14 protein-coding genes are annotated in these 12167 nt (G+C 65.8%); 5 read left to right on the plus strand and 9 right to left on the minus strand.

Annotation, left to right across the window (positions count from 1 at the left end; all coding sequences use genetic code 11):
- Positions 1-495 (minus strand): signal recognition particle receptor subunit alpha (locus PMI42_RS40785; RefSeq protein ID WP_008140433.1); only part of this gene is annotated, 495 nt, incomplete at its 3' end.
- A gap of 449 nt (positions 496-944) precedes the next feature.
- Here PMI42_RS40785 and PMI42_RS27780 point away from each other — a divergent pair.
- Positions 945-2009: an MBL fold metallo-hydrolase gene (locus tag PMI42_RS27780; RefSeq protein WP_008140435.1), complete on the plus strand. Its 1065-nt coding sequence runs from the start codon at positions 945-947 to the stop codon at positions 2007-2009.
- A 196-nt stretch (positions 2010-2205) separates the two neighbouring features.
- Here PMI42_RS27780 and PMI42_RS27785 read toward each other — a convergent pair whose 3' ends face one another.
- Entirely contained in the window at positions 2206-2916 is a 711-nt protein-coding gene (locus PMI42_RS27785) for an SIMPL domain-containing protein (RefSeq protein WP_008140437.1), read from the minus strand.
- Between the two features lie 5 nt (positions 2917-2921).
- On the minus strand, positions 2922-3692 hold the full coding sequence (locus tag PMI42_RS38165; RefSeq protein ID WP_008140439.1) for a GyrI-like domain-containing protein: 771 nt from the start codon (positions 3690-3692) through the stop codon (positions 2922-2924).
- A 210-nt stretch (positions 3693-3902) separates the two neighbouring features.
- On the opposite strand from PMI42_RS38165, the gene dapF reads away from it, so the two are divergent.
- A complete protein-coding gene (gene dapF, locus PMI42_RS27795; protein WP_008140441.1) occupies positions 3903-4778 on the plus strand; it encodes a diaminopimelate epimerase in 876 nt (291 codons plus the stop codon).
- Positions 4778-6031: a tRNA (N(6)-L-threonylcarbamoyladenosine(37)-C(2))-methylthiotransferase MtaB gene (gene mtaB / locus PMI42_RS27800; RefSeq protein ID WP_008140444.1), complete on the plus strand. Its 1254-nt coding sequence runs from the start codon at positions 4778-4780 to the stop codon at positions 6029-6031. Before dapF ends, mtaB begins: the two co-directional genes overlap by 1 nt.
- A 171-nt stretch (positions 6032-6202) precedes the next feature.
- On the opposite strand, the gene PMI42_RS27805 is transcribed toward mtaB, so the two are convergent.
- Together PMI42_RS27805 and PMI42_RS27810 are read right to left on the minus strand one after the other, a co-directional pair.
- Entirely contained in the window at positions 6203-7312 is a 1110-nt protein-coding gene (locus PMI42_RS27805; protein ID WP_008140447.1) for a DUF2336 domain-containing protein, read from the minus strand.
- A gap of 270 nt (positions 7313-7582) precedes the next feature.
- Positions 7583-8284, minus strand: a complete 702-nt coding sequence (locus tag PMI42_RS27810) for an RluA family pseudouridine synthase (protein ID WP_035966832.1) — start codon at positions 8282-8284, stop codon at positions 7583-7585.
- A gap of 78 nt (positions 8285-8362) precedes the next feature.
- Here PMI42_RS27810 and ftsY point away from each other — a divergent pair, with 78 nt between their 5' ends.
- Together ftsY and PMI42_RS27820 are read left to right on the plus strand one after the other, a co-directional pair.
- Positions 8363-9310 carry a signal recognition particle-docking protein FtsY gene (gene ftsY, locus PMI42_RS27815; protein ID WP_008140451.1) on the plus strand — a complete coding sequence of 316 codons (948 nt, stop codon included), beginning with the start codon at positions 8363-8365 and terminating at the stop codon, positions 9308-9310.
- 127 nt (positions 9311-9437) lie between these two features.
- On the plus strand, positions 9438-10040 hold the full coding sequence (locus PMI42_RS27820; protein ID WP_008140453.1) for a septation protein A: 603 nt from the start codon (positions 9438-9440) through the stop codon (positions 10038-10040).
- 107 nt (positions 10041-10147) lie between these two features.
- On the opposite strand, the gene PMI42_RS27825 is transcribed toward PMI42_RS27820, so the two are convergent.
- The 4 genes from PMI42_RS27825 to PMI42_RS27840 form a co-directional block, all read right to left on the minus strand.
- Positions 10148-10741, minus strand: coding sequence for a DsbE family thiol:disulfide interchange protein (locus tag PMI42_RS27825; RefSeq protein ID WP_008140455.1), 594 nt, complete (start codon positions 10739-10741; stop codon positions 10148-10150).
- Positions 10738-10935 (minus strand): heme exporter protein CcmD, encoded by a 198-nt coding sequence (gene ccmD, locus PMI42_RS27830; RefSeq protein ID WP_008140456.1) that lies wholly within the window; start codon positions 10933-10935, stop codon positions 10738-10740. Before ccmD ends, PMI42_RS27825 begins: the two co-directional genes overlap by 4 nt.
- The gene (locus tag PMI42_RS27835; RefSeq protein WP_008140457.1) at positions 10932-11717 is read right to left on the minus strand and encodes a heme ABC transporter permease; all 786 of its coding nucleotides are present in this window, start codon (positions 11715-11717) and stop codon (positions 10932-10934) included. The genes ccmD and PMI42_RS27835 overlap by 4 nt, the downstream gene beginning before the upstream one ends.
- Positions 11718-11808: 91 nt before the next feature.
- Positions 11809-12167 (minus strand): heme exporter protein CcmB (locus tag PMI42_RS27840; RefSeq protein ID WP_008140459.1); only part of this gene is annotated, 359 nt, incomplete at its 5' end.

Consider the following 12167-nt stretch of genomic DNA (forward strand, 5'->3'; position numbering starts at 1 on the left):
CCCCGCCACGATCGGCAGGGTCGGAATGTCGAGGTCGCGGCCGAGCACGGCCAGCTGCTCCATCGCCGCCGGACGATAGACGTCGAGCGAGGCCATCAGCACCTTGCGCTTGTCGCGCTGGACCAGGCGGCGGGCGAGCTTTGCGGTGGTGGTGGTTTTACCGGAGCCTTGCAGGCCGACCATCATGATCGGCACCGGCGGCACGGAGTTGATGTCGATGGTCTGGCTTTCGGCGCCGAGCGTGTTGATCAGCTCGTCATGGACGATCTTGACCACCATCTGGCCCGGCGTAACCGACTTGACGACGGTGGCGCCGATCGCCTGCTCGCGGACGCGCTCGGTGAAGCTGCGCACCACTTCGAGCGCGACGTCGGCTTCCAGCAGCGCGCGGCGCACTTCGCGCATCGCGGCATCGACGTCCTTTTCGGTCAGCGCACCGCGCCCCGTCAGACGATCGAGAATGCCACCAAGCCGTTCCGACAGATTGTCGAACAATGCACTTGTCCCTTGTCCTGCTCGCGCAGGGTTGCCGCGTTCACCACTGTCATGCCCCGGCTTGACCGGGGCATCCAGTACGCCGCGGCACCTCGGTTCAAGCCGAGCGCCTCTGGGATACTGGATCGCCCGATCAAGTCGGGCGATGACCACTTCCTTGGCAAACGATCTTCCAAACACCTTTACGCCCGAGGGCGCACAGCGCTGTCGGGCGTTAACCTCTGGCCTCCAGGGCCAGTCGGCGGGTCGAAAAGAAAGCCTTTCCGAGAAAGTGGCGGGGTTAAACGCCGCTCCCGCCCAAAAGTCAAGGAAAGTTAGGGTGCCGGGGCGCGTTTGCCAGGGCAAGGCCTTGAAAATACGTCATTTCCCGCTGCGGGTTCCTTTTTCCGGTGGCCCGCCCATATAGCGGTGATGCCTTACCGACCCGATCATCCCTAAAAGCCCGCCCCGTGCTGATCACCCGCCGCCGCCTGTTCGGACTGCTTGCCGGCGCAGGCGCGCTGGTCGGCGTGCCCTCCCTCTGGATGTCCCGCATGAAAACCTATGACGGCCCCGTCTCCGACCATTTCGACGGCCTGACCTTCTTCGATCCGGACGGCGTGCCGCCAAAATCGCTTCGCGAGGTCCTGCGCTGGCAGTTCGGTGGCAAGCGGCAGCGCGCGGACTGGCCGGACTGGGCGCCCAGCCCCCATGCCGACACCCCGCCGGAGCGCGTCGACGGCGACAAGGTGCGGCTTTCCTTCGTCGGCCACGCCAGCTGGCTGATCCAGGCCGGCGGCCTCAACATCCTCGTCGATCCCGTCTGGTCCTCGCGGGTGTCGCCCGTCAGCTTTGCCGGCCCGAAGCGGCACAACGATCCCGGCATCGCCTTCGAGAAGCTGCCGAAGATCGACGTCGTGCTGGTCTCGCACGGGCACTACGATCATCTCGACATCGCGACGCTGTCGCGGCTCGCCAAGAATTTCGCCCCGCGCGTGGTGACGCCGCTCGGCAACGACGTGACGATGCGGAGCACCGATTCGTCGATCCGGGCAGAAGCGTTCGACTGGCACGACCGCGTCGAGCTCGGCAGCGCCATCGCCGTGACGCTGGTCCCGACCCGGCACTGGTCGGCGCGCGGCATGTTCGATCGCAACAAAGCGCTGTGGGCGAGCTTTGTGCTGGAGACGCCTGCGGGCAAGATCTACGTGGTCTGCGATTCCGGCTATGGCGACGGCCGGCATTTCCGCCGCGTTGCCGAAAAGCATGGACCGCTGCGCCTGGCGATCCTTCCCATCGGTGCCTACGAGCCGCGCTGGTTCATGCGCGACCAGCACATGAATCCGGAAGATGCGGTGAAGGCGCTGGCCGATTGCGGCGCGCAGCAAGCGCTTGGGCATCATCACGGCACGTTCCAGCTGACCGATGAGGCGATCGATGCGCCGGCGAAAGCGCTGGTCGAAGCGTTGGATGCGGCGAAGATTCCCCAGGAGCGGTTCGTGGCGATGAAGCCCGGGCAGGTGGTGGTGATTTAGTTCCGCTGTTCCCGCACACACGGCTCGTCGTCCCGGGCGCGACGAAGTCGCGAGCCCGGGACCCATAACCACAGGGAGACGTTTGGCGAAGACTGGAGTTGCCAGCGTCGCGCGATAACTACTCCCTGGGGTTATGGGTCCCCGCTTTCGCGGGGACGACACCTTTATGTGGCGAACAATGTGCCTCTTCCGGCGCTTACTGCCCCGCCTTGATCGCCCAGCTCACATTCACCGTCACCGACAGCGTTTCCTCGCCCGGCGCGACGGCGGCCGGCGCCATTTGCGGCGTTGCCATCCGCGATTTGAACAGCGGCACTGGAGCGCCGCCTTCGGAGACGCTGAGCGGCGCGCCGAGCGTGACGCCCGTGGCCTTGGCGTAGACCTCGGCCTTGCGGCGGGCATCGGCGACTGCCTGTTCGCGCGCATCGTCAAGCAGCTTCGAGGCCTGCGTCACCTCGAACGAGATGTTGCCGATGTCGTTGGCGCCGGCGCCGACCAGCGTGTCGATGATGCCGGCCACCTTGGTCACGTCGCGGATCTTCACGGTGACGCGGTTGGAGGCGCGGAAGCCGACCACGGGCGTGGCGCCGGTGGATTTGTTCTGGCCGTATTGCGGCTGCAGCGATAGCCGCGAGGTCTGGTAGTCCTTCTCGGCGATGCCGGCACCCTTCAGCGCCAGCAGCACCTTGCCCATCGCGGCGTTGTTGGCGTCGGAGGCTTCCTTCGCCGTCTTGGCGTCGTTGGCGACGCCGGCATCGATCTGCGCAAGATCAGGCGCCACGGAAACCGTGGCTTCGCCGCTCACCGAGATTGCGGAGGGAAAATCGTCGGCGCGCGCGGGCGCGGTCAGCGACGCGATGGCAAGGACGGCGGCAAGAGACGTAGCAAGGGCAACAGGCTTCTTCATCATTCTCACTTCAATGGCACGAACACGTTGATCACGAGCTTGTCCTCCGCCGTCTTCAGGGGATCGGTGAGGTACTCCTCGATGAAGGTGTCCTTGGCTTCCAGTCTCTTGTCGTCGAGGTGATTGGTGATCGCCTCATAGGTATTGTCCATGTTGTCGTAGGAGCCGCGATGGACGAACTTCAGCGCCTTGCCCTCCGGCGATTTGCCGATGCTCATGTCCTTGGGCAGGTTTTTCGGATCCTGCTCGACCGGGATCTCGGCAAGGAAGGTGAAGCCGGTGTCGTCGGTCGAGGTGTAGACGATCATCGAATTGCCGGCATGCTTGATGCCCTGCTTGTCCAGCAGCGTGTTCAGCGCCTTGAAGGCGTCGACCAGCGTGTCGAAGGCCGAGTCCCAATTGGCGGTGCCCTTGACCATCACGACCTTCTTCGGCTCGAGCGTGGTCTCGAGGCCAAAGGGATCGGCGGTCTGCACCGGGGCCGGGGTGGCGGCCACGGCCGGCGGCGGGGCCTGCGGGTTGGGCGAGGCGCTGGCTGCGGGTGACGGCGATGCCGCAGGAGCCGGTGAGGCGCTGGCCGCCGGTGACGGCGTTGCCGCGGGGGCGGGCGAGGCACTTGCAGCCGGGGCGGGCGACGCCGACGGGGCAGGACTTGTCGAAGAGGGGCTGGCCGCGGGCGCCGGGCTCGGCGTCTGCGCCAGAGCGCCCGATAGCCCAAGCGAGATGGCCGCCGCCGGGATCAGCGCAGCCAGAACAAGACGACGAAAACCATTCATTTTATTCTCCCCAGACCTTGCCCACCAAGGCCTTAACCCGACCGCGCATCCCGGTTCGCGCGAACCGCGCCGTTCTAACACGCGGGCGCCGAATTCGTCCCATGACAGATGCGTCATGGCGGGCCCCGGCAGATCGCGGCAACCGGCACCAAATCACTGGCCAAGCGGCCGAGGATCGCCATATAAGGCAGGCGAAATTCAGGAATTTTCATGAGCGCGCTGGCCAACCACGCATTTGCCAAGATGAACGGCATCGGCAACGAGATCGTCGTTGTCGACATGCGCGATTCCGCAGCAAAGGTCACACCGGACGACGCCCGCGCGGTGGCCTCCGCGCAGGGCGGCGTTCCCTACGACCAACTCATGGTGCTTCAGAAGCCGCGGTTCGACGGCACCGAAGCCTTCATCAGCATCTACAATAGTGACGGCTCCGAGGCCGGCGCCTGCGGCAATGGCATGCGTTGCGTCGTGCGCCGCATCTTCGAGAAGACCGGCCAGACCACGGCCACGTTCGAGACGGCCGCGGGCCTGCTCAATGCCTGGCAGGGGCCTGCGCCCGATCTCTACACCGTGGACATGGGTGCGCCAAAATTCGGCTGGCAGGACATTCCGCTGGCGGAAGAGTTTCGCGACACCCGCTACATCGAATTGCAGATCGGGCCGATCGACAATCCGATCCTGCATTCGCCCTCGGTGGTGAGCATGGGCAATCCGCATGCGATCTTCTGGGTCGACGACGTCGACGCCTACGATCTCGAACGTTTTGGTCCGCTGCTGGAAAACCACCCGATCTTCCCCGAGCGCGCCAACATCACGCTCGCCCATATCGTCGATGACAAGCACATCACGATCCGCACCTGGGAGCGCGGCGCCGGCCTGACCAGGGCCTGCGGTTCGGCGGCCTGCGCGACCGCGGTTGCGGCTGCGCGCCTGAAGCGGGCCGAGCGCAATGTCGAGATCACGCTGCCCGGCGGCAAGCTCGGCATCGAATGGCGCGAGCGCGACGACCACGTGCTGATGACGGGCACGGCGACCTTCGAATATGAAGGCGCATTCGATCCGGCGCTGTTCGCGCCGGTCGGGTAATGCCTGTCGATATCGTCACCTTCGGCTGCCGCCTCAACGCCTTCGAGGCCGAGGTGATCCGCAGCAAGGCCGAAGGCGCGGGCCTTTCCGACACCATCGTCATCAACAGCTGCGCCGTCACCAACGAGGCGGTGGCACAGGCGCGCCAGTCGATCCGCAAATTGAAGCGCGAGCGGCCCGGTGCGCGCATCGTCGTCACCGGCTGCGCCGCGCAGACGCAGAGCGCGATGTTCGCCGAGATGGCCGAGGTGGATCGCGTCGTCGGCAATGACGACAAGATGCGCGGCGAAGCCTGGCGGCAGACACGCGATGCTTTCGACCTTGGCGCCAGCGAAAAAATCGCCGTCAGCGACATCATGGCGGTCAGGGAGATGGCGCCGCATCTGATCGACGGTTTTGCCGGCGGCCTGCCGCGCGTGTTCGTGCAGGTGCAGAACGGCTGCGATCATCGTTGCACCTTCTGCATCATCCCCTATGGCCGCGGCAATTCGCGCTCGGTGCCGATGGGTGCGGTGGTCGATCAGGTGCGGGCATTGGCCGAGCGCGGCCATGCCGAGATCGTGCTGACCGGCGTCGATCTCACCAGCTATGGCGCCGATCTGCCGGGGGCACCGAAACTCGGCATGCTGACGAAGCAGATTTTGCGGCACGTGCCGGAGCTGAAGCGGCTGCGCATTTCCTCGATCGATTCGATCGAGGCGGATAGCGATCTGCTCGACGCCATCGCCGACGATGCCCGGCTGATGCCGCATCTGCACCTGTCGCTGCAGGCGGGCGACGACATGATTCTGAAGCGCATGAAGCGCCGGCATTCGCGCAGCGATGCGATCGCGTTCTGCGACCAGGTCCGCCGCCTGCGCCCGGACATCGCCTTCGGCGCCGATATCATCGCGGGCTTCCCGACCGAGACCGAGGAGATGTTCTCGCGCTCGCTCGATCTGGTCGAGGAATGCGGCCTGACGTTCCTGCACGTCTTCCCGTACTCGCCACGCCCCGGCACGCCGGCTGCAAAGATGCCGCAGGTGGCGGGCGGTGCGATCAAGGAGCGCGCGAAGCGGCTGCGGGCGGCGGGTGAGGCGGCGCTACGGCAGCGGCTGCAAGCCGAAGTGGGTATGACGCGCGATGTGCTGATCGAGAGCGACGGGCAGGGCCGCACGGAGCACTATCTGCCGGTGGCGGTTGCTGGCGCGCGAGTGGGAAGTGTCGTGCCGCGCAGGATTGCCGGTAGTGATGGCGAGCGGCTTACGACATAATCCGCTGCTTCCTTCCTTCTCCCCTTGCGGGAGAAGGTGGTGCGAAGCGCCGGATGAGGGGTTGCTTCTGCGAATTCAACTGCGTGAAGGTGTGCGCGGAGAGAGACCCCTCACCCGTCTCGCCGCTACGCGGCGAGCCACCCTCTCCCGCAAGGGGAGAGGGGAAGAAGGCTACGACGCCCGCACCTGCCAGAACCGCAGCGTCCGCCGTGCATTCTCCGGCGTCATGCGGGCATAATTGCCTTGCGCCCTCGCGATGTCCGCCGGCTTCATCGCACCTGTCGCAAAACGGCTTTCGAGCACGGCCGCTGTCGTTTCCCAGCTCAGCTGCGCCGCCTTGCACGGCACCAGCAGGCCGTCTTCGCGCAGGCTTTGCATCAGCGGGCGAATCACTTCGACGGTCGATCCGGACAGTGCCGCCAGCGCGGCGACGGCTTCCTCGTAGCGCCGCTGCCTGGCGAAGCCGAGCAGCGTCGCCTCGGTGAGCTGGCCGGACGCCTTGAGATTGGCGATGGCGCGCTTGGCGCCTTCGAAATCGCGGACGCCCGACATTTCGCGCTCGACGCCGACGGTGACGGCGGCGATCGCGGTCTGGATTTCCTCGAACAGATGCGGCGGCGCGCGTGACAGCAGCCGCGTGCGAACTGCATCGGTCGCCGAACGCAGCAACTGGCGGCGCAGATCCGACGGCAGATCCACGCGCACGCCGACGCTCACGGCGAGCTCCGGATCGCCTTCGGCCTGGCCGACGATGACGGCAAAGCCATTGCCCGAGACGCGTGCGCCGGGATTGGCGGCGATGCGCCGGCTGACGCTGGGATAGCGGCGCGCCAGCAGCGCGTCGGTGACGATCTCCTTCAACCACCAGCGGCCGGCGACCGCGAGCAGATGCGGCTCGCCCTTGGATGATGCGATCTTCACCAGCTCGCCGTCGTCGAGGCGGGCGGATTCCTGCAGCACGGGGCCGGCGATGCGGATCTCGTCATTGTTGGCGAGGCGGCGGATCACGGAGGGCGGCGCCTGGGCGATCGGCGCGAGCTGCGCGCTGATCTCGGCCAGCGCAATACGCGCCCCCATGTCGGCGATGGCGCGCAGCTCGATGGTGCCGATCAGGCGCTCGAGCACGTCGTCGAACAGCGCGATCTGCTCGTCGTCAAAGCTGCCGGCGGAGGACAGGAACAGGTCGGTGACGCGCCGGGCGGTTTCGAGGCCCTTTTCCGCCGAGCCGAGCCGAATCGCGGATTCGACTTCGTCGATGATCGATAGCTCGGCCTGGGACATGACGCGTTGCTCGTCCTGAGCGAATTGACGGAAGCTTGTTCTAAGCAACCGCTATCATTAGAGACGAGCACTGAACGTTTCGTAAACCATGGGCCATGACGGTAGCCTCAGCGAGATGTCGCCGCGCCGTCGGTGCGCTCCCTCCCCGCTTGCGGGGGAGGGTTGGGGAGAGGGTGTCTCCGCGATCGAGAGCTCCCCAGAGGATAGAGCCCTCACCCGCGCCTTCGGCGCGACCTCTCCCGCAAGCGGGAGAGGTGAACGACCGCAGCCCTATTCCCCGTTCCAGCCGCAGGCGCGGAGCTTCTCGTGCATGTGGGGCGGGGCCGGCGCCACGACGCGGACCGGCTCCTTATTCCGCGAGATCGGCACCACGATCTCGCGGGAATGCAAATGCAGCTTCGGCTCGCCGAAGCGCGGGCCGTTGCCGTAGATGTTATCGCCGAAGATCGGCCATCCCGTCGCCGACGAATGCACCCGCAATTGATGGGTCCGGCCGGTCACCGGTTCCATGGCGAGCCAGGTGAAGCCGTCGCCCCGGCCCATCACCTTCCAGTTGGTGACGGCCTTCTGCCCTTCCGGGTCGGGCTTCTGCCACCAGCCGCGTTCGGCGTTGAGCCGGCCGAGCGGCATATCGATGGTGCCTTCGTCCTCGGCCGGGCCACCCTCGACCACGGTCCAATAGGTCTTGCCGATCTTGCCGTGCTTGAACAGCAGGCCGAGCGAGGCGGTCGCCTTGCGGTGGCGGCCGAGGACGAGGCAACCGGAGGTGTCCTTGTCCAGCCGGTGGGCCAGCACCGGAGGCCGCGGCAGGCCGAAACACAGCGCGCCGAAGGAATCCTCCAGATTGGCGCCGCCCTTGGGGCCGCGATGCACCGGCAGGCCGGCCGGCTTGTCGATGATCAGCATCAGCCCGTCGCGATGGAGCACGCGGGCGAGGATCTCGTCGGCCGTCAATTGGGGAACATCGAGCAATTGCAACACTTTCGTTATCGGCGAGACTTTCGGTCAAGACTTTCGTTTGGGGGCGGGAACGGCTAACACACCCCCGCCATGAACGATACCACGTCAGATCCCCCCAAGCTGAGCTGGTGGCGCCGCCTGTCCGACGGGCTGAAGCGCACCTCGTCCTCGCTCGGGACCGCGGTCGCCGACCTCGTCACCAAGCGCAAGCTCGACCGCGGCATGCTCGACGACATCGAGGACGTGCTGCTGCGCGCCGACCTCGGCACCAACGTCGCAGTGCGGATCGCCGACGCCGTCGGCACCGGGCGCTACGACAAGGCGATCTCGGCGGACGAGGTCAAGGACGTCGTCGCGACCGAGGTCGAGAAGGTGCTGGCGCCGGTCGCAAAACCCCTCGTGATCGATGCGGGCAAGAAGCCGTTCGTGATCCTCGTGGTCGGCGTCAACGGCTCCGGCAAGACCACCACGATCGGAAAACTCTCGCAGAAATTCGCCTCCGAAGGCCGCAAGGTCATGCTCGCCGCCGGCGACACGTTTCGCGCCGCAGCCATCGAGCAGCTCAAGGTCTGGGGCGAACGCACCAAGACGCCGGTCATATCAGGCGCGCAGGGCTCGGATTCGGCGAGCCTTGCCTTCAACGCGCTGACGGCTGCGAAGGAGCAGGGCGTCGACGTGCTGCTGATCGACACCGCCGGCCGCCTCCAGAACAAGGCCGAGCTGATGAACGAGCTCGAAAAGGTCGTGCGCGTGATCCGCAAGGTGGATGACACTGCGCCGCATGCCGTGCTGCTTGTGCTGGATGCTACGGTCGGCCAGAACGCGCTCTCGCAGGTCGAGGCCTTCCATCGCACCGCCGGGGTCACCGGTCTCGTGATGACCAAGCTCGACGGCACCGCGCGCGGCGGCATCCTGGTGGCGCTCGCCGAAAAATTCAAACTGCCGGTGCATTTCATCGGCGTCGGCGAAGGCGTCGACGATCTCGCGCCGTTCACCGCGCGCGATTTCGCCCGCGCCATCGCCGGAATCGAGTCGTAGGTTTCTTTCGTCATGCCCCGCGCAGGCGGGGTATCCAGTACGCCGCGCCGTTGGTTGTAGACCACAGGCGCCTCGGAATACTGGATCCTCCGCCTTCGCGGGGGATGACGGCAACAAAGGTCAGGTAATGGACAAGACCCAGCCGCATCCGCTGTTCAAGCTCGCGACCGAGCTCGGTCCGCTGCTCGTGTTCTTCTTCGTCAATGCGAAGTTCAATCTGTTCGCCGCGACCGGTGCCTTCATGGTCGCGATCGTCGCGGCGATGATCGCGTCCTATGTGGTGACGCGCCACATCCCGATCATGGCGATCGTCACGGGCGTGATCGTGCTGGTGTTCGGCACGCTGACGCTGGTGCTGCACGACGAGACCTTCATCAAGGTCAAGCCGACCATCATCTACGGCCTGTTCGCCGCGATTCTCGGCGGCGGCCTGCTGTTTGGCCGCTCCTTCATCGCAGTGATGTTCGACCAGATGTTCAATCTGACGCCGCAGGGCTGGCGCATCCTGACGCTGCGCTGGGCGCTGTTCTTCGCCGGCATGGCCGTGCTGAACGAGATCGTCTGGCGCACCCAGAGCACGGATTTCTGGGTGAACTTCAAGGTGTTCGGCGTGACGCCGATCACGATGATCTTCGCGATTGCACAGATGCCGCTGACCAAGCGCTATGGCGTCGAGCCGGCATCGCTGGAAACGAGCGAGGCGGACGCGGGGGACGTGCGGAAGGGGTAGAGCTCTCTCAGCTCGTCATTGCGAGCGAAGCGAAGCAATCCAGAGTGCCGCCGCGGAAAGACTCTGGATTGCTTCGTCGCAAGAGCTCCTCGCAATGACGGTCTTGGTTAGGATCCCGCCCCCAGCGCCTTCTCCATCTGCGGCAACAAAACGTTGCGCAGATTGTCCGGCGTGATCGGTCCCACCAGCTTGTAGACGATCGTGCCCTCGCGCCCGACGACAAAAGTCTCCGGCACGCCATAGACGCCCCATTCGATCGAGGCGCGGCCGTTGGCGTCGACGCCGACGCGGCCGAACGGGTTGCCGTAGCGGCCGAGGAAGCGGCGGGCGTTGTCGGCGCCGTCCTTGTAGTTGATGCCGACGAGCTGGAAGCGCTTGTCTTTTGCCAGTTCGGTCAGGAGCGGTGCTTCGTCATGACAAGGCACGCACCAGGACGCCCAGACGTTGACGAGGCTGACCTTGCCCTTGAACGCGGCGGGATCGAGGCCCGGCACCTGCGCGTTGTCGATCTGCAATCCCTCGAGCTGCGGCAGCATGGTCTGTGGCGCAGGGCGTCCGATCAGCGCGGAGGGAATCCGCGATGGATCGCCGCTGCCGAGCCGGAACCAGAACAGCAGCGCCAGGGCGAGGAAGGCGATCAGCGGCAGCACCATCAAAAAGGTGCGGCGCTGCGGGGTCGCGGATGTGGATTGATCGCTCATGTGAGTTGACGTGGTGTGTCCACAGCGCTGCGGCCGGAGCGGCGGGTGACGCCGCTGCGGTCGAGCTCGCGCAGGCGCTCGGTCTGGCTGCGATAGTCGAGCACGATCCAGCCGATCAGGATCACGACCACGAGGGCGGCCGCCGCATAGGACGTCACGATGAAGGACGCGTAGGGACCAAGCGACATCATCATGCGGCGCCCTTTGACGCGTTTTCTTCACGCGAACCGGTGCCCAACTCGCTCGAAAACGCGACGCGGCTCGCCTGCATCATCTGCAGCGAGCGGACGCGGCGGCGCAGGATCTCGTTGCGCATCGCGGCCAGATGCAAGGTGACGAACAGCAGCGTGAATGCGATCGCCATCACCAGCAGCGGAATCAGGAACGATTTGTCGAGCGACGAGCCGCCCATGCGCATCACCGAGGCCGGCTGGTGCAGCGTGTTCCACCAGTCGACCGAAAACTTGATGATCGGCAGATTGATCGCGCCGACCAGCGTCAGCACCGCCGCGGCGCGCGCCGCGCGCGAGGGATCGTCGACCGCGCGCCACAGCGCCATCAGGCCGAGATACATCAGGAACAGGATCAGCACCGAGGTCAGCCGCGCATCCCATTCCCAATAGGTGCCCCACATCGGCCGGCCCCACAGCGAGCCCGTCAGCAGCGCGAGGAAGGTGAAGGCGGCGCCGATGGGAGCCGCCGCCTTGGCGGCGACGTCGGCAAGCGGATGCCGCCACACCAGCGTGCCCAGCGAGGCGATGCTCATCACGCCCCACACGAACATCGACAGCCAGGCATTGGGCACGTGGATGAACATGATCTTCACGGTCGCGCCCTGCTGGTAGTCGTCGGGCGCAAGCGCGGATTGATAGAGGCCGATGGCGAGCAGGATGACGGTCGCACCCGCAAGCCACGGCAACACCCGCGCCGTCAGCGCGAGGAACCTTGTGGGGTTGGCGAGGTCGATCAGCGACATGGTATCCTGATAATCACAGGGGACTGCTCACGCAATCAGCATAAAAGCGGGCAGCGAAAGTTGATCGGGGTCAAGGTCAGGCGAGGCCATCTCAGTCGAGACCATGCTTCAGGCTCGCCGCCGCCGCGAACGGGCCGATCACGAGGCTGACCAGCGAGAGTGCGCACAGGATCGAGAATGGCGCGCCGAAGTTCATGGGGCCGACGATCACGGCCTGCGAGGCCGCGACGCCGAAAATCAGCACCGGAATCGACAGCGGCAGCACCAGCACCGCCATCAGCAGCCCGCCGCGATGCAGCGTCACCGCCAGCGCCGCGCCGATCATGCCGGTGAAGGTGAGGGCAGGCGTTCCGGCCAAAAGGGTCAGCGCCACGGCGCCGGTCGCGACCATGTCGAGGTTGAGCAGCAGGCCGAGCACGGGGGTTGCGACAATCAGCGGCAGGCCGGCCG

Source organism: Bradyrhizobium sp. YR681 (assembly GCF_000282615.1).
Lineage (GTDB): Bacteria > Pseudomonadota > Alphaproteobacteria > Rhizobiales > Xanthobacteraceae > Bradyrhizobium.

What these genes read in the sequence shown, in the direction of transcription:
- PMI42_RS27785 (WP_008140437.1), bottom strand. Translation starts at nt 2,916, where the DNA reads ATGAAGAAGCCTGTTGCCCTTGCTACGTCTCTTGCCGCCGTCCTTGCC.
- PMI42_RS38165 (WP_008140439.1), bottom strand. Translation starts at nt 3,692, where the DNA reads ATGAATGGTTTTCGTCGTCTTGTTCTGGCTGCGCTGATCCCGGCGGCG.
- dapF (WP_008140441.1), top strand. Translation starts at nt 3,903, where the DNA reads ATGAGCGCGCTGGCCAACCACGCATTTGCCAAGATGAACGGCATCGGC.
- mtaB (WP_008140444.1), top strand. Translation starts at nt 4,778, where the DNA reads ATGCCTGTCGATATCGTCACCTTCGGCTGCCGCCTCAACGCCTTCGAG.
- PMI42_RS27805 (WP_008140447.1), bottom strand. Translation starts at nt 7,312, where the DNA reads ATGTCCCAGGCCGAGCTATCGATCATCGACGAAGTCGAATCCGCGATT.
- ftsY (WP_008140451.1), top strand. Translation starts at nt 8,363, where the DNA reads ATGAACGATACCACGTCAGATCCCCCCAAGCTGAGCTGGTGGCGCCGC.
- PMI42_RS27820 (WP_008140453.1), top strand. Translation starts at nt 9,438, where the DNA reads ATGGACAAGACCCAGCCGCATCCGCTGTTCAAGCTCGCGACCGAGCTC.
- PMI42_RS27825 (WP_008140455.1), bottom strand. Translation starts at nt 10,741, where the DNA reads ATGAGCGATCAATCCACATCCGCGACCCCGCAGCGCCGCACCTTTTTG.
- ccmD (WP_008140456.1), bottom strand. Translation starts at nt 10,935, where the DNA reads ATGATGATGTCGCTTGGTCCCTACGCGTCCTTCATCGTGACGTCCTAT.
- PMI42_RS27835 (WP_008140457.1), bottom strand. Translation starts at nt 11,717, where the DNA reads ATGTCGCTGATCGACCTCGCCAACCCCACAAGGTTCCTCGCGCTGACG.